Consider the following 15,595-nt stretch of genomic DNA (forward strand, 5'->3'; position numbering starts at 1 on the left):
AAGAGCTGTTACAATAATCCCCATGAGTACAAGCGAGCATAGCTGCAAAATTATCGCCCTTGTCGGTCTGGCCGGTAGCGGCAAAAGTTCGGCGGTCGAATATTTGACAGAAAAAGGATTTCCAAAAATTTACTTCGGTGGCGTTATTTATAAAGCCATGGACGAGGCTGGAATTGAAAAAACTTGGGACAATCAACAACAATTTCGCGAAGAGATTCGTCGCCGCGAAGGCAAAGATTTCGTAATCAAACGCGTCATAAAAAACATCCACGACTTAATAAATGCTGGGCAAAATAAAATCGTTTTGGACGGATTATACACTTGGAGTGAATATAAACTCCTTAAGCACGAATTTCCTGGCCAGGTCGTTGTTATTGCTATTGTTACACCGAAATACCTCCGTTATCAACGAATGGCTAAGCGCATAGAACGCCCAATGCAACCACACGAAGTTGATCAGCGCGACTGGTCAGAAATCGAGAATTTGGAAAAAGGTGGACCAATTGCTATTGCTGATTATTTCATCATTAACGACGGCAGCCTCGAGCAATTACATCAAAAAATAGACGCCGCAACTCACGACGCCCATTTTTGTAAATCGCCCGAACAGTGTTAATTAATCCAGATACTCGTAAAGTTTTTTCGCATCTTTGTGCTTGCGAAGTTTTGCTAGCGCCTTAGCTTCAATCTGACGAATTCGCTCACGCGTAACCGCAAATTCCTGACCAACTTCTTCCAAAGTGTGGTTTTTTCCATTGTCCAAACCAAAACGCATTCGAACAATTTTTTGCTCGCGATCACTCAAACTTGATAGAATTTCCTGAACTTGCTCTTTTAACAATTGATTTGAAGCGGAATCTTCTGGTGAAACCGTATCTTCGTCAACGATAAAATCTTGCAACACAGAATCATCATCTTCACCGTCACGACCAACACCGGCATCCAGAGAAGAAATATCCTGCTTGATCTTAATGACATATTCAATTTTCTCTGGTTCCATGTCCAATTCTTTAGACAATTCTTCAATTGTCGGCTCACGGTTCAATTCCTGTGTCATTCGTCGCTGAGTACGCAGCAATTTATTGATCGTTTCCACCATGTGAACTGGAATACGAATCGTTCGCGCCTGATCAGCAATCGCACGCGTAATTGCCTGACGAATCCACCAAGTTGCATAAGTCGAAAACTTAAATCCCTTATCTGGATCAAACTTCTCAACCGCACGCAAAAGTCCAGTATTTCCCTCTTGGATCAAATCTAAAAAGTCCAAACCACGACCAGAATAACGCTTAGCAATTGACACCACCAAGCGCATATTCGCCTCAGCCATCTTATCCTTAGCCTTCTTGTCGCCTTCGACAATTCGGCGCGCCAAGTCCATTTCTTCTTCAGCACTAAGTAGTGGAATTTTACCAATTTCGCGCAAGTACAGCCTGACCGAGTCGTCCGACACGTCGTCCAAATATTGCCCAGTTGTCAACGAATCCAAATCTTCCGATTCTTCTTCGTCTATAAGCGTTGGATCAAAATCATCATCTTCGTTTAAGTTTACTGGCTTCGTCGTGATATCGTCGCTCACATTTTCTCCTTAATCAGATTATTTAAGCTCTGGCGCAAATTCTGAGACAAAACCTCATCGCCCGACGCCTCGGCCTCTCTAAGCTGCGTTAATAGTTGATTCTTTTTGTTTTCGCGATGTTTGATTGTTATCTGTCTGACTAGCCGAGCCATCTCTTCGTCTAAGCTTTTTTGCTCCCAATTGGCGTAACGACTTTCACTTTTCAACTGTACTATTTTCACATACTGTTCGATTTTTTGCAAGTCCAGCGGAACTTCACCCAAATCCGCGTCTGGATTCTTTCGCAAATAGCCAATCAATTGCCGCGCGTTGTCATCATCCAACATTTCGCCAGAAACCGCCGCCAACCAGCGCCGCACGGATTTTTCACTCGCCGCCAACCCCGCCAGCATATCCTCAGTTTCATCCTGAACCGGAGTCGGTTTTTCTTTCTCAATTTTTGCCTTTTTCAATTGATGTTCAGTGACTTTTTCATTCGACAATTTTGCCTTCAGTGCAGTAATTGACGCGCCAGTTTTTTCAGAAATCACCGACAAATAATGCTCTTGCTCCACCGGATCTTTCAAACCTCGGACAATCTTCAGTGCAATAGTCGAGAATCTTCGCTTGCCTTCCGCCGACTTCAAATTCTCCATTTCCGCGTATCTGGCAATCACCCAATCCACCGCTGGCTGAGATTGGTCAATCGCCGCTTGCCAAAGCGCTGGATCTTTTTGGATCAATTCGTCTGGATCTTTGACGCCATCAGGCAAACTCACAACTTCCAACTCCACACCGACTTCCTGCGCCAAATTGATTGCCCGCTCCGTTGCGTTAACTCCCGCTCGATCGCCATCAAACGCCAAGCGAATCCGCCCTGCTAATCGACTAAGCGACTTCAAATGTTGCGTCGTCATCGCCGTTCCGGAGGTCGCAACCACGTTTTTGACGCCCGCTTGATGACTGCTAATCACATCCAAATTGCCCTCAACAATCACCGCCACATCGCTTTTTCGAATCGCTTCCTTGGCCTGATGCAAACCAAAAATATGTCGCGATTTATCAAATAACAGTGTTTGCGGCGTGTTCAAGTATTTTGGTGCGCGCGGATCGTCACGAATAATTCTGCCAGTAAATCCCACAACCTCTCCATTGCCGTCACTCAACGCCACCATCATTCGCCCACGAAATAAATCACCGCCAAACCTATTCGACAAGCCAGCGTCCGCCAATTCCTGTCTAGAAAATCCTCTTTTTTCCAACGCTTTCGTCAGCGTGTCGCCATTCTCCGGCGCATAGCCAATCAAAAAATCACCAATTGTTTGACGATTTAATCGCCGTTTTTTAACCACATAATCCAGAGCTAATGAATTTTTTACCAAATTCTGCTGATAGAAATTAGCTGCTAATTTAAGCGCTTCTCTGGCCCTAGCACGGCGCTTGGCTGTTCGTCCGTCGCCGCTAGAAAACAAAGTCAGATCAACGCCCGCCTTCCGAGCCAAATGCTCCAGCGATTGACGAAAATCCATTCCTTCCACCATCATCACAAACGTAAAAATATCGCCACCTTTTCCAGAAGAAAAATCATGCCAAATCTGCTTTTCTGGACTGACCACAAAGCTCGGAGTTCGCTCGTCGGTAAACGGACTTAAACCCTTCAAATTGCGCCCCGCTCGCTTCAACTGAACATACTCACCAATCACATCCTCGATGTTCAGTCGCGCCCGCACTTCTTCTTTGGCATCATTCATATTTTTATTATATCACTCTTTACCTCTGTTATTGTTTGTGGTTAAATAGAAATATGTATCCTGACAATTTGAATAACCAACCTCAAGGTATCGATTATCTGAATCAAATTGCCACACCTCCGCCAGCGGAAGGTTTTGATAAAAAAACCAAAATCATCATCGCTATTTTGAGTTTTATCGGATTGATAACTCTGATTGCGATATTCGTTTTTTCACAAGATTCTATGCCAAGCGCTAGTCCGTCACAAGTTGCGGCGCGCGTTAATAAGCTACTCACTATTTCCAAAAAATACAATAATAAATTCCGCTCAACTAGTTTACAAACCACTAATAGTTCCCTAGTTGCAGTGCTGACCACCGCAGACGCCTCAATGGGCGAAGCGCTTCAGGCAACCGGCATCAATTATAAGGAAAAACAAAAGGACATCCTCGCCTTAGATCCGTCAGAAAAATTAGAGAAAAAATTGGACGAAGCTCTTCTGAACACGCAATTGGATATTACCTATGCCCATGAGATGAATGTGCAAATAACAGATACAATCAACATGATGAAAAAGGTGTACAAGTCCACCAAGTCAAAAAAGATGCGCGAATGGCTAGTAAAAACTGCTGGCGACTTAGAGAATATTCAGAAGCAGATCAATCAAATTATTAAAGCAGATTAGGCTTCCGAGACTAATCGATAGCTCAACCTCGCCAAATCAAAGACCTCTTCGTCAGTCAATTGACCTGAACAAATAATTGTATTCCAATGTTTCTTGTTTAAGTGATAGCCCGGTAAAACCGTTTCGTATTTTTCTCGTAAATTCTGCGCCAACAACGGATCGCATTTTAGGCTTACTCTGAGCGGCTTTGAACCTTCCGTCACCAATGCCACCATTTTCCCAGCACCGTCATTATCTCTACCAAATTTATATACCGCAACATCCTCGCCAAATGGATAATCCAGCCATACGCCCGGCAAACTTAAAATAAATTCTTCAAATTGTTTATGTGTCATACCTTTACCTTTTTCAAATAATATTCAAGTTCCATAATGCTGCCGCGGATGTCTTCCAGCGCTCGATGATCTTCCGGCTTGGCGAATTTCTTACCGTATTTGCCTTCAAACACAACCTTCCAAGCACTCACATCCAATACACGATAATGTAGTTTTTTTGACAACGTCGGCCACCATTGGTCAATGAATCGACGATCTTGATGAATTGAATTGCCTGCTAACAAAATCTTCGTTTCACCCGCAAAATGCTCATCACAAAACGCCAACAATTCGCGTTCTATTTCCGCCAAAGGTTTGCCCGATTCATTCTGCTCTTCCAGCCCGCGTCGCGCTTCCGGATGCTCATTCCAGAAGCCAGCATTTCGATCTAACAACTTAGCCAGCTTTTCCGAATCGTGACGCACAATTCCTTCGTACGTCGCAATTTCCTTAAAATTCCAATCCGTCGCAATTGCCGCCACTTCCAAAATTTCATCACGAACCGGATCCAAACCGGTCATCTCCAAATCCACCCACAAAATCTTTTTCGGCTTAAAACTTGCTTTCATATTTCTATTTTACCACTTCCATAAGGCGTGCTAAACTAAAATCATGACAAAACGCATCCTACTCAAATTATCAGGTGAACAACTTCAGGGCGATTTCGCCAGCGGCTTTGACCCAAAACGCGCTCGCTGGATTGCCGAACAAATTCGACCAGCGCTGGACGACGGCGCTGAAATTGTAATTATGGTTGGTGGTGGCAATTACGTTCGCGGCAATCAAATCATCGGTCAAGGAATTCAACCTGTTTCCGCACATAATATCGGCATGCTTTCTACACTTATGAATGCAATTGCTCTAGCTGACGTATTAAATGACGCGGGGCTGCCAACTCGCGCATTATCTACGGTTGAAGTCAATCAATTTATTGACCACTATACTTTCCGACGCGCCATTAGCCATATTAAGAAAAACCGCATCGTAATCGTAGCGTGCGGCACCGGCAGACCGTTTCTGACTACTGATACTGCAGCGTTAAACCTAGCACTAGAAATGCAGTGTGACGCCGTGGTTAAAACAACGAAAGTCGACGGAGTTTACGATAAAGATCCTATGAAATTCCCTGACGCCGTAAAAATTGATCATTTATCTTATCAAGAAGCTCTAACAAATCCTAACATTGCTGTCATGGACAAGGCGGCAATTGGACTAGCTATGGACGAGCACATTCCAGTTGTAATTTGTGATTTGCTTACAGACGGAAATATTCTCCGCGCAACCCGCGGAGAATCAGTAGGCACACTTATTAGTTAAGGTTTTAATCTTTTTTCTTATCTAATTTATCGAGTTTCAAGAAGTGAATGATTGCATATACAACAAATGCAACGGCTATCAACGTAATTAACGAGCTAACGAATGCGCCGTATAAAAACTCGCCTTTACGTCCAGCAATTTCAACCGTAAATGAAGCTGATTGCAATCCTTGTTGAGAGCCAACGATCAACTGCACTAACGGGTCAACAAATGCCGTCACCAACTTTTTAACCGTATCGCCAGCTGCGGTACCGATTGCCAAACCAACCGCCATACCGACAACACCCTGTTCACGGATAAAGTTTATAAACCCACCCATATGAGTGTCTTTTATAGCTGCACTTACAATTTTCTTCTCCTTAAGAGCGGCAACTTTCGCCGCGGCTTTTACACTCTTCGAAGCTAATTTCTTAGCTGATACTTTTGAACCTTTAGTTGATTCTGAAGATTTCATAACTATAAAACTCCTTTTATTATATATTTATTCACTAATTTTATCACAGGTAGCATCGCGTACTATCACACCAGCAGCCCTCATAGACCTCAGCAACTTTTCGGCAGCCCTTAACTTCCCCACAGCCAAGCTATCATACTTAGGTTTACTATTGATAATTTCCTTGTACAACATAATTGCCTCATTTAATAAGTTAATATCCCTATCATGTTTAGCTACTTTACGTATAACATCAGGCAGAAACAGCCTGTTCTTTGAAGAATCTCCCGACAACAAACTATCATTTACCACGGACGCTACTTGAATAGCCAAATCACTACTGCCTTGTTTTATTAATTCTCTACATAATTTATCCGCTTCTTTCAAATCATTCCGAGAATCAACATCCAAATATATACCAGACAAGTCTACTATTTTATCCGCAGCCTCTTTATATCGCCCATTCAACTGATCAATTCGAGCATTATATTCATCTAGCAATAATAATCTACCTGGAATGGACGGCAGAGTAAGCATCTGTAGTCGTGCATTTCTTCCGTAGCCATCTCGATATTTCATACCATCCGAGAATATCAACCATTCTCGTCGAGCTACAAAATCACTTCTATTAACGGACGAAGGCAATTTCTGCAATAATAAATCTGTATATAAAGTACTATTAGCTCTGAGTTCACCATAATACAACTGCTCAGCTGGATCTATTCCATCAAAGCCAATGGCGTCAGTCATTTCACAGCGCAACTCCTCTGTCAAAACATCTATTATAAACGACCTATTGCTACTACGGCCAAATAGCGTGATGAATGTATGCTGATTTGCGTAACTAATGAAATGTTCAATTCCTAATTTTTCTAAACATTCTGACGCAACGATTGTATGTCCATAACAATTAGCAGCTTCGTCTTTGGCAATATTTACCGCTTCAAGCGGACTTGAAAAATTACCCGTTGACCTAAAATTAAGCGTTTCGCAAACAAGCTCTGCAACAGATTTAGCGGCCTCTGCTATATCATCAAACGTCTTATCTGACTTTTCGTACACATTTTTTATGTCACAAAGCTTCTCTGACTCTAACAAGAGTTCTCGCTTAACGCCTCTTTTCTCTGCTATATCACTTCTCGGAGTTAATAATTGAGCAGATAAATATCGATCATCAAATGATGTATATGGTTGCTCATCTAATTGTTTACTCGGTCGTTCATTCACGAATTTATATTATATACTAATATAGTATATTTTACAAGCGATCTGGCGCCACGATTCCCAAAATAGCCAGTCCAGCCTTAAGAATGTCGGCGTAAATTGCCACGATTCCTACGCGATGTGCCTCTTTGTCACTACCAATAACCTGATTTTTCTCGTAATATCGATTAAATTCTTGCGCCAATTCAAACAAATATGTACAGATGTGATGAGGCTCCAGACTTTCCTTAGCGCGATCAACCACGTCCACGTACTCACTCAATTTTCTGACCAGCATTTTATCCTCGTCAAACAACTCTGTCGGAAAAGCAATTTCTTTATCGGATTTAGCTAAAATACCTCGCGCTCGAGCGTGAGCATATTGCAGGTAGCTTCCCGTATTTCCTGTCAAACTTACCGCGTCGTTAATATCAAATATGACGTCGCTGCCGATCTTCACTTTCAAGAATTGATAACGAAGTGCACCAGCAATCACGTCGTCAGTTGGCTCGCCGCCAGCATTTTCAATTGCCTTCTTAAACTCATCGAACAGCCAGCCAATTGTAACAACCTCACCTGTTCGTGAACTCATTTTCCCAGTTGTCAATTTAACCAAGCCAGTCGCGTAATTGAACAATTTTCCCTTCAAGGCTGGAATCGACAATTCACTAGCCGCAATCACGCCACGGAAGTATGCTGCCTGCTCCTCACCATTTACTGTAATTGACAAGTCCAAATTCGGATAGTCCTTATACTTCAACTGAATCAATCCCATATCATGCGCCCCGTAAAGACCATTGCCATGAGATCCGATGAATACATTGTCGAACGCGCCGTATTTGCTACCCTTAAAGACGTATGCGCCGTCAGATTTGGTAAACACCTCTGGAGTTTTCTCTTTAATTAAAGATTTTCCCAATTCTTCAGTTTCGCTCTCAACATAACGTCGCTCAATCGGCACGTTTCCAAGTCGCCCAACGTTAGAGTCAATTTCGTCAAAACTCCAACTTTTACAGATTTCGTAAACTTGTTTATATAGCGGATCATCCAGGACGAATGATTGCTTGGCTAGTTCATCAATTTCCGCCTTCGCCTCTGGAGATTCTTTCGCCGCACGCGCACCTTCAACGTACATGCGACTCATAAATTCATTTCGCTTATCAGCTGGGATTTCGTTCAATTTATTCACATCGCCGTCAATCTCACGTAAAATCGCCCACATACTTTTACCAACATGTGTTCCAACATCACCGTGATAACTCACTCGATGCACAATTGCGCCATCAACCGCCAACAGATTAGCCATCGTGTCCGCCAAAATCGCATTCAAAGCGTGTCCGATATGCATAGCCTTAAATGGATTCGGGCAATTGGTTTCAATTACAACCGTCTGACCGGCGCGCTTCGTCGTTGGCTCTTTTTTCAAAGAATTTAGAACGGATTGATCGCTCAGTTTTACATTGATAAAACCTGGACCAGCCACGCTTACTTCACTAAACTCCTCTTCCTTGCGCAGATTTTCAGCAATCATCTCCGCAATTTCACGCGGATTCTTCCCTAGCGGCTTAGCCAATTGCAACGCCACATTTGTAGCAAAGTCACCAAACTTCGGATCAGGACGCGTCAATTGTACCGATATATCTTGATCAAAAAGTTGCTTCACTACTTGAGAAATAATCTGTTCCATACTGTCCAGTATACAACAGAGGTGGATTATTATCTAGCTAAATCTCTACGCAGTTTCGTCAAGCTCTTCCAGTTCCAGGCTTAATTTCGTCGCCGAACTTGGGCTAGATCCTTTCACGTGTTGCAATACGTAAGTCAATGCCGACATATCGTCTCGACTCAATACGCCTTCGGTAAGTCCGTGAATATCTTTTTCTTCAGCCATTTTATTCCTTTTTGTTTTAATTTTTTATACAGTGAAATGATATCACATTATTTTTATTTTGTCAATAACTAAGACTTCTGTGCTGCTCGCTAGACTTTGTTTTTGTCTGATCGGCGCTTATATTCTTCTGCTATAACCCTACCTATTTCGCTGTCTTTTAAGTACTCTTTACATGATGACAATAAACGCTTGGATGCATCAGAATCCTTCATCTTTAGCGCCTTTCTATATGAGTTACTAAACGCTGCAAACATACCATCCTCATCTTCCATGACCCTAATAGTAAGTTTCTTGTCCTCTGACGATACGTAAACAAATATCAAGTCTGCGCCAGATTTCAATGCCGTATGAATCGCTGCAGAGCCCATTTCACTGCGAGGCTTTCGACCTACTGAGTCATCCGCTGAATATCCAGCCAAAACCAAAGACCCACCATCCTCAACAAATTTAACCGCTTCTTCGTAATGGTCTGTTGAAAAGTGAACCGGTTTTTTACTCTTTTTATCTACCCATTCATATGGCACCCCAAAAAAGTTTTTAGTGCCAAACGCAAGATACTGTATAGCCTCTAGGTTGATTCCGCCAACGCCCTTCTTAATCCAATCTCTATTAGTCGACGCTACGCCGATATTAATTTTGTTCAACAAAGACGCCAAATAACTAGCCGTAGGAACATCCTCTCCATTGAAATGTGTTGGCGCTATAACACTTCCCTTGCCTTCTTCTTTGGCCTTTTTGGCGGCTTCAATCAAGATATCTTCGCCAATTATTTCAACTTCCTTTTTGCCATGCATTAAGCCCATCAACAGCCTAAGTCCAGAGGAAAGACGAACGTCTGTTTCTGGCAATCCCAATTCTTCTCCGGCTGCCTCAAGTTTTTCTACCGCCGAATTGTTAGTTAGCCCAAAAGGTTTGCTATGCTTTTCTCGTTTACCACACATCCATTTCTTAAGAGAATCAAGCGCAACCTGCAGAGAAAAACCCTCTCTCTGTGGCTCAATTTCTTTTACGTCAATATCAGACTCTTCAGTGATTTCTGGATAGAAAACTTTATTGAACAATCCTTGCTCTTCTGGGGTTGGAGTAAATTTATCTATTCCTGCAGTCATTTTAACTATCTCTCCTTATTACGCAGCCAATACCAGATCATATTTATCACGCATATACCCCAATATCGCCTTCCCACCAAACGCCTCCAATATGCGACACTGCTCTTCACGAGCCGCCTTTGAGTAAGACGCTTCATGCGAAACATTGGCATAAGCTTCAACTTCATCAGGACTAGGCTTAATAGTCTCACCAAATACCAGTCGCACAACTTTTTTACCCAAAAGCCACTTTAGATGTATCGCATTGTCATTGAGTTGATTAGGATTTCTCTTCTGACCCTCAACCTGCATAAGTACAGGAATTATGGTGGCACCCGTCGCCAGGCTTAGATGAGGAGCTAATTTACCCGCCTTTTCTGGCAGTTCACCGTCATTTTTTATCCCAATATTGCTCATCGGGTTATGCGCTGCAGTAATAACAGAAAGTCCACTATCTGTTATTTTTTCTTGCAGACCTAAGTAATCGTCACCATTAAACGGCAACGCGTACTTATTATCAATAGCATCTTTTCCCACAGACAGATCTCTTCCATACGGAACCTGAAAAAAGTTATCCATCCCAACAAGTTTATATGGTATCCTCTGATGCCAAAGACCCATATTAGTGGAGGCTACTGTCACGCCTATATCTCTAAACTTAGAAACTACGCTAGCAACAGTCGAAACATCAACGTCCGTTAGGTGACTCGTAGCAAATATAACACCCTTGTTTTCCTCGGTTTTCTTAGTTGCCTTAAAAAGATTATCAGCCCCCTCAACGACAACATCCCCCACATTACCAAAAAGCAAATCAGTAACCAATTCAAGAGGAACGCGCAGTCTTCTTGGGCTCGGATCATATAGACCTTCAGATGCGCCCTTTTTAGCGCACTGTTTAATCTCTTTTATAGCCTCAGATCCTGAAAAAGTCTCAATTTTTTTCACGATGCTCTTAATTATACAACATAATTGGCTATGCTGTCAATAGTAAAACGCTGCTCGAAACTCTATTCGCAACCGTCACAAATAGTCAAACTTGCTGGGTCAACTGGTGCCGCAACAGTGCCGTTCGACTTTGCTTGATCATCAGCCGCTTCTTGCGCTGCTTTAAGAGCTGCGTCAATGGCACTCAATTTTTCTTCCAAAGTCATGTCATCAGTAATAATCTGATTTGCGTTCATTTTCATTTTCCCCTATATTTAGTAGTTACTTAACTAATTTTACGCTAGATATAGTGCTTATGCAATAAAATGCAGCCAATTGCCCGTTGTAGTTTTTTCATCAAGTTCACCAATTGGTGCAACGTATATTTGCGGATTTTGACAACGTGGCATAAAATCAGCCAACTTCTCTTTATAAGCCGCCATTGCCGCCTCTTTCTCAGATTCTGGAAGTTCAGTCACGTTAGTTTTTAAGAAAACTGCTCGCTTTTTATCATCCCAAACCACAAATTCCGCCTTACCGTTTCGAAACGCATTTTCTGAATGGCGCGCAGTCGGCTCTGATATCCAAATTATAGAATTGCCAAAACACGCAAAGTGCAGCGGCGTTACCAGAGGCGTTCTATCAACATTCACCGTTGCCAACGCACCAACTTCGACTGTATCTAATATTTCTTTCGCTAATTCATTCATGTCATCAACTCCCATTACTTCGTAGTATTAACCTCGTAACTAGTGTTTGTGCTTTCAAAGAAATTCACCAATTCCAGTGTGTCGTTAGCAGCCGCCATCCATTTGGCTGGGTTCGGAACGTTATATTCAGGCTCAAAACCCAACTCCTGCAAGCGTCGGTCGGTCATATGCATAACATACTGGTTGACATAATCAGCATTCAATCCCAAAATTCCCTTCGGTAGCATGTCTTTGTTATAAGCCTTCTCAAGTTCTACCGCTTGCAAAATCAAGTTACGGATTTCTTCTGCGAATTCCTGTGTTTGCAATTCTGGATTCTCGTCCAAAATTGTCAAAAGCAAATTGATACCAAACGTCAAATGAAGATTTTCATCGCGAGTAATCCAGTCCAGCAGCGAGCCGACATTGCGCAACAAATTACGTTGACGGAAACTCATACCAACCATAAAGCCTGAATAGAACCAAATTCCCTCAAGCACGATGTTATACGCCACCAAAGACCTAACAAAGTCCTTCTTACCTTCTAGCGAATAAATATCCAAATTCGGATCAAGCATCACGTCCAAATGCTTATTCTGGAAGTCAGCCTTATCAGCCAATGATTTTTTACCAAATCCCGCAGCGTAAATTTCCTCACGATCAAACGGAAATGTCTCAATAATGTATTCAAACGTCATGAAGTGATTAGCTTCTTCCCACATCTGTTTTGACAAATATAGTTGAGCTTCCGCCGCGTTCACGTATGGATAAATACCAAACGCCAATGATTTATTGATCAATAACTCGTTTGGGTTCAAATAGCTAATAACCGTTTTCAATGCGTGCTTTTCATCGTCTGACAATTTTTCAAAATCTGCCAAATCTTGCACTAATTGAACTTCGTTTGGAAACCACGTGTTAGCCACTGCTTGATTATAAAGATCATACGCCCAAGGGTAACGAATTGGGTGAAGTGACAATCCATCGCGTAATCCTGAACCTAAAATTCCCATCTTAATTTCCTCCTTATTTATTAATTTTCGCAAATCCAAATCCGCGCACTTTACTATTTGTGCGGACTTTTTGTTCTGCAATTTTATCAACTGAAACAGTCGTTTGCTCCGACTGATGACGCGGCTTAACGTGTAGATAATATGTCGTTTTCAAGCCACGTTTCCACGCTTCCGAATAAATCTTCACATATTCATCAATATCTCGCGTCTCCAGGTACATATTTCGAGAAATCGCTTGATCGACCCACTTCTGAGCCCTAGCCGCCACCTCAATAAACGCATACGGACTGAGCTGGAAACTTGTTTTATAAACATCCTTGATATTCTGAGGAATGCCGTCAATATCTTGAATATCGCCTTGCGCCGCAAAAATCTCATCTTTCAAATCGTCCCACAATCCAAGTTTCTTCAAATCGCGAACTAAATTATGGTTCACTTCCAAAAACTTTCCATTCAAAGTCGAGCGACTGAAAATCTGTGCAAATTGCGGATCAATTCCAGGAGTCGTTCCCGCCACGTGACCAATGTTAGCCGTCGGCGCAATTGCCATAAGAGTCGCATTTCGCATTCCCTTCTTCACTTTCTTTCGCAAACCATCCCAGTCCAGTCGCGTCTTTTGGTCTATTTTCACCTTCACGCCGCGATCTTTCGACAATTTATCGACCGTATCAATCGGAAGAAGACCCTTGCTCCAACCGCTGCCTGCGAATGTTGGATAGCTGCCCAATTCCTTCGCCAGGTCAGCCGATTGATCAATGGCGTGATAACTGATAAACTCCGTCAATTGATCAACCAAATCATACGCTTCTTTCGATTCGTAACAATAGCCCAACTTTTCCAGCACGTCAGAAAGACCCATAATCCCGAGGCCAATCGCTCGAGTTTGCTGATTCGAATGCATCGCTTCTGGAATTGGCGTTTGAGTGATGTCGCACAAATTGTCCAATTGTCGCACCGCCGCACGAGCCGCTTCTTTCAATCTATCCCAATCCCAAGTCTTATCTTCGCTAAGAAACGCTGACAAATTGATACTCACCAGATTACACGTCGCAATATTATTTTTATCCTGCGGCAATGTAATTTCCGTACACAAGTTACTGAGGTGAATTGTGCCCGTATTGTTATTCAATGCTCGCACGTTAATCGTGTCTTTCCAAGTCAGCCACGGATGTGATGTCGCCTGCAAACTGGTCAAAATACGCTTAAACTGCTGACGAGCTGGAACTTTATCAAACGTACGCAATTTACCAGCTTCCGCCATCTTTACATATTCTTTATATCGTGCCGAAAAATTTTCACCATATAACTCTGTCAAATCTGGAGTTTCCGCAGGATCAAACAAATACCAATCTTGATCTTTTTCTACTCGCTTCATAAATTCGTCAGAGATAAATACCGCGGTATTTGCAAATCTGGTTCGTAAATATGGGTCGCCAGAGTTTTGACGAAGATCAACAAATTGATCAAAATTCAGGTGCCAGTTTTCCATGTAAATTGCAGCCGCACCAGCCTTTTTTCCCTTACGAGAAACCGCAAAAAGTGCCGTATCAATCATCTTCATGAATGGAATTGGGCCAGTCGATTCAGTATTGGTGGTTTTAACTGGACTGCCCGCTGCACGTAGCTTCGTAAAGCCAATGCCAATTCCGCCCGTTCCTTTAGCAATCCACATTGTGTCGCGAACAGCCTTAGCAATTGATTCCATATCATCATCGACATTAAGCAAGAAACAGTTACTGAGCTGCGGAAAAGAACCGCCAGCGTTAACTCGCGTTGAGCCGCCTGGGACGTACTCCAAATTGCTCATGTGATTATAAAACTCAATCGCCGCAGTTGTTGGGTCAGATTCGTTATAGCTAAGTCCCATAGCAATTCGCATGTGCGTAAACTGAGGTGTTTCAATTGGTGAGCCGTTTTGCTTGCGAAGAGCGTAACGATTTTTATTAGTCACCACGCCCAAATATTTACTCAAATCATCACGCGCTGGATCAAGTTCCGCCGCCAGCTTTTTCAAGTCAAATCGACCGTCAGCCATACGCTTATCCAACAATCCTTCTTTTACCGCCGCCTTAACGAACTTCGGAAATTCGCGCGCATGAAGCTTTTTCAATTCTTCCGCCGTCTCGTAATCGCCCAAAATCTGCTTATAGACAGTTTTCAGTAGCAATCGTGCCGCAATTTTATCATAGTCTGGATCGTCTTTAACATTTTGGAGTACCGTTTGAATAACCGCCTCATCCAATTGCTCGGTTGTAATTCCATCAAATAATGTCAGTTGCAATTCAGTCGCCACCTGAACGACTTTAGAGATTTGGTCCGGCAAACCTTCGCATGCTTTTAAAATAGCCGTGTTAATTTTATTTGCATCAAACGGCTCTTTCGTTCCATCTCGCTTAATTACGTTAATTTCTTTCACATACCCTCCTTAATTTCCCCTCTCAAAAACAAACCACCAACACCTCATCTGGTGGCTTGTCTTCGTAGCTTGTGTTTTTGTTTATTTATGGGCTCGCTATATATATAGCGTACAATAATAACTATAGCCGCTATATCTAGTGTTTTGCAAGCTATTTAGTAAAAATTACAACCTATTTTTGTTATAATCAGATACGGTATGAAATCTGCAGTCGAGATTGAATACAATCCAGACAGAGCTCTCACAAAAGCCATCGAGAAAGCCCAGCAGCTTGATACGTACGTCGTTGTTGCTAGGTCGTTTTATTTGGTGAGTGAATTTGCGGCAAGGTAG

The 15,595-nt window shown here is 42.5% G+C and carries 18 protein-coding genes; 4 read left to right on the forward strand and 14 right to left on the reverse strand.

Translation table 11 applies throughout. From position 1 onward, the window contains the following. Window positions 1-22 precede the first annotated feature (22 nt). Window positions 23-616 (forward strand): AAA family ATPase, encoded by a 594-nt coding sequence (locus tag LRM50_RS02135; RefSeq protein ID WP_243809684.1) that lies wholly within the window; start codon window positions 23-25, stop codon window positions 614-616. Here LRM50_RS02135 and rpoD read toward each other — a convergent pair whose 3' ends face one another. Both rpoD and dnaG read right to left on the reverse strand, forming a co-directional pair. Further along, window positions 617-1,567, reverse strand: a complete 951-nt coding sequence (rpoD, locus tag LRM50_RS02140; RefSeq protein ID WP_376787544.1) for an RNA polymerase sigma factor RpoD — start codon at window positions 1,565-1,567, stop codon at window positions 617-619. An 8-nt stretch (window positions 1,568-1,575) separates the two neighbouring features. Next, a complete protein-coding gene (gene dnaG / locus LRM50_RS02145; RefSeq protein WP_243809685.1) occupies window positions 1,576-3,309 on the reverse strand; it encodes a DNA primase in 1,734 nt (577 codons plus the stop codon). Between the two features lie 53 nt (window positions 3,310-3,362). Between dnaG and LRM50_RS02150 the strand changes: the two genes are divergently transcribed. Further along, the gene (locus LRM50_RS02150) at window positions 3,363-3,974 is read left to right on the forward strand and encodes a hypothetical protein (RefSeq protein ID WP_243809686.1); all 612 of its coding nucleotides are present in this window, start codon (window positions 3,363-3,365) and stop codon (window positions 3,972-3,974) included. Here LRM50_RS02150 and LRM50_RS02155 read toward each other — a convergent pair. Together LRM50_RS02155 and orn are read right to left on the reverse strand one after the other, a co-directional pair. Next, the gene (locus LRM50_RS02155; protein ID WP_129635327.1) at window positions 3,971-4,309 is read right to left on the reverse strand and encodes an MmcQ/YjbR family DNA-binding protein; all 339 of its coding nucleotides are present in this window, start codon (window positions 4,307-4,309) and stop codon (window positions 3,971-3,973) included. The genes LRM50_RS02150 and LRM50_RS02155 overlap by 4 nt on opposite strands. Continuing rightward, window positions 4,306-4,857, reverse strand: a complete 552-nt coding sequence (gene orn / locus LRM50_RS02160; protein WP_243809687.1) for an oligoribonuclease — start codon at window positions 4,855-4,857, stop codon at window positions 4,306-4,308. Before orn ends, LRM50_RS02155 begins: the two co-directional genes overlap by 4 nt. A 43-nt stretch (window positions 4,858-4,900) precedes the next feature. Between orn and pyrH the strand changes: the two genes are divergently transcribed. After that, window positions 4,901-5,605: a UMP kinase gene (pyrH, locus tag LRM50_RS02165; protein ID WP_243809688.1), complete on the forward strand. Its 705-nt coding sequence runs from the start codon at window positions 4,901-4,903 to the stop codon at window positions 5,603-5,605. A 4-nt stretch (window positions 5,606-5,609) separates the two neighbouring features. Here the strand turns inward: pyrH and LRM50_RS02170 are convergent, their stop codons facing one another. The 10 genes from LRM50_RS02170 to LRM50_RS02215 all read right to left on the reverse strand — a co-directional run bounded on the left by LRM50_RS02170 (window position 5,610) and on the right by LRM50_RS02215 (window position 15,262). Beyond that, window positions 5,610-6,059, reverse strand: coding sequence for an MscL family protein (locus tag LRM50_RS02170; protein WP_243809689.1), 450 nt, complete (start codon window positions 6,057-6,059; stop codon window positions 5,610-5,612). A 27-nt stretch (window positions 6,060-6,086) separates the two neighbouring features. Beyond that, the gene (locus LRM50_RS02175) at window positions 6,087-7,265 is read right to left on the reverse strand and encodes a hypothetical protein (protein ID WP_243809690.1); all 1,179 of its coding nucleotides are present in this window, start codon (window positions 7,263-7,265) and stop codon (window positions 6,087-6,089) included. A 31-nt stretch (window positions 7,266-7,296) separates the two neighbouring features. Then, complete coding sequence (argS, locus tag LRM50_RS02180) at window positions 7,297-8,928, reverse strand: arginine--tRNA ligase (RefSeq protein ID WP_243809691.1); 1,632 nt, start codon at window positions 8,926-8,928, stop codon at window positions 7,297-7,299. A gap of 45 nt (window positions 8,929-8,973) precedes the next feature. Continuing rightward, the gene (locus tag LRM50_RS02185; RefSeq protein ID WP_164999857.1) at window positions 8,974-9,132 is read right to left on the reverse strand and encodes a hypothetical protein; all 159 of its coding nucleotides are present in this window, start codon (window positions 9,130-9,132) and stop codon (window positions 8,974-8,976) included. Between the two features lie 89 nt (window positions 9,133-9,221). After that, on the reverse strand, window positions 9,222-10,241 hold the full coding sequence (locus LRM50_RS02190) for a hypothetical protein (RefSeq protein ID WP_243809692.1): 1,020 nt from the start codon (window positions 10,239-10,241) through the stop codon (window positions 9,222-9,224). Window positions 10,242-10,259: 18 nt separating this feature from the next. Further along, the gene (locus tag LRM50_RS02195) at window positions 10,260-11,165 is read right to left on the reverse strand and encodes a hypothetical protein (RefSeq protein WP_243809693.1); all 906 of its coding nucleotides are present in this window, start codon (window positions 11,163-11,165) and stop codon (window positions 10,260-10,262) included. A 62-nt stretch (window positions 11,166-11,227) separates the two neighbouring features. Beyond that, window positions 11,228-11,407 carry a hypothetical protein gene (locus tag LRM50_RS02200; protein ID WP_129634555.1) on the reverse strand — a complete coding sequence of 60 codons (180 nt, stop codon included), beginning with the start codon at window positions 11,405-11,407 and terminating at the stop codon, window positions 11,228-11,230. A 51-nt stretch (window positions 11,408-11,458) separates the two neighbouring features. Further along, window positions 11,459-11,869: a pyridoxamine 5'-phosphate oxidase family protein gene (locus tag LRM50_RS02205; RefSeq protein WP_243809694.1), complete on the reverse strand. Its 411-nt coding sequence runs from the start codon at window positions 11,867-11,869 to the stop codon at window positions 11,459-11,461. Further along, window positions 11,869-12,846, reverse strand: coding sequence for a ribonucleotide-diphosphate reductase subunit beta (locus LRM50_RS02210; RefSeq protein WP_129634551.1), 978 nt, complete (start codon window positions 12,844-12,846; stop codon window positions 11,869-11,871). Before LRM50_RS02210 ends, LRM50_RS02205 begins: the two co-directional genes overlap by 1 nt. Window positions 12,847-12,859: 13 nt before the next feature. Continuing rightward, window positions 12,860-15,262, reverse strand: coding sequence for a ribonucleoside-diphosphate reductase subunit alpha (locus LRM50_RS02215; protein WP_243809695.1), 2,403 nt, complete (start codon window positions 15,260-15,262; stop codon window positions 12,860-12,862). Window positions 15,263-15,460: 198 nt separating this feature from the next. On the opposite strand from LRM50_RS02215, the gene LRM50_RS04055 reads away from it, so the two are divergent. Then, window positions 15,461-15,595: a hypothetical protein gene (locus LRM50_RS04055; protein ID WP_275973370.1), complete on the forward strand. Its 135-nt coding sequence runs from the start codon at window positions 15,461-15,463 to the stop codon at window positions 15,593-15,595.

Origin of the sequence: Candidatus Nanosynbacter sp. TM7-053, assembly GCF_022828375.1 — a bacterium.
In the GTDB taxonomy this organism is placed as follows: domain Bacteria; phylum Patescibacteriota; class Saccharimonadia; order Saccharimonadales; family Saccharimonadaceae; genus Nanosynbacter.

What these genes read in the sequence shown, in the direction of transcription:
- LRM50_RS02155 (WP_129635327.1), bottom strand. Translation starts at nt 4,309, where the DNA reads ATGACACATAAACAATTTGAAGAATTTATTTTAAGTTTGCCGGGCGTA.
- LRM50_RS02205 (WP_243809694.1), bottom strand. Translation starts at nt 11,869, where the DNA reads ATGGGAGTTGATGACATGAATGAATTAGCGAAAGAAATATTAGATACA.
- LRM50_RS02135 (WP_243809684.1), top strand. Translation starts at nt 23, where the DNA reads ATGAGTACAAGCGAGCATAGCTGCAAAATTATCGCCCTTGTCGGTCTG.
- LRM50_RS04055 (WP_275973370.1), top strand. Translation starts at nt 15,461, where the DNA reads ATGAAATCTGCAGTCGAGATTGAATACAATCCAGACAGAGCTCTCACA.
- dnaG (WP_243809685.1), bottom strand. Translation starts at nt 3,309, where the DNA reads ATGAATGATGCCAAAGAAGAAGTGCGGGCGCGACTGAACATCGAGGAT.
- LRM50_RS02170 (WP_243809689.1), bottom strand. Translation starts at nt 6,059, where the DNA reads ATGAAATCTTCAGAATCAACTAAAGGTTCAAAAGTATCAGCTAAGAAA.
- LRM50_RS02210 (WP_129634551.1), bottom strand. Translation starts at nt 12,846, where the DNA reads ATGGGAATTTTAGGTTCAGGATTACGCGATGGATTGTCACTTCACCCA.
- LRM50_RS02150 (WP_243809686.1), top strand. Translation starts at nt 3,363, where the DNA reads ATGTATCCTGACAATTTGAATAACCAACCTCAAGGTATCGATTATCTG.
- argS (WP_243809691.1), bottom strand. Translation starts at nt 8,928, where the DNA reads ATGGAACAGATTATTTCTCAAGTAGTGAAGCAACTTTTTGATCAAGAT.
- LRM50_RS02185 (WP_164999857.1), bottom strand. Translation starts at nt 9,132, where the DNA reads ATGGCTGAAGAAAAAGATATTCACGGACTTACCGAAGGCGTATTGAGT.
- orn (WP_243809687.1), bottom strand. Translation starts at nt 4,857, where the DNA reads ATGAAAGCAAGTTTTAAGCCGAAAAAGATTTTGTGGGTGGATTTGGAG.
- LRM50_RS02200 (WP_129634555.1), bottom strand. Translation starts at nt 11,407, where the DNA reads ATGAAAATGAACGCAAATCAGATTATTACTGATGACATGACTTTGGAA.
- pyrH (WP_243809688.1), top strand. Translation starts at nt 4,901, where the DNA reads ATGACAAAACGCATCCTACTCAAATTATCAGGTGAACAACTTCAGGGC.
- LRM50_RS02190 (WP_243809692.1), bottom strand. Translation starts at nt 10,241, where the DNA reads ATGACTGCAGGAATAGATAAATTTACTCCAACCCCAGAAGAGCAAGGA.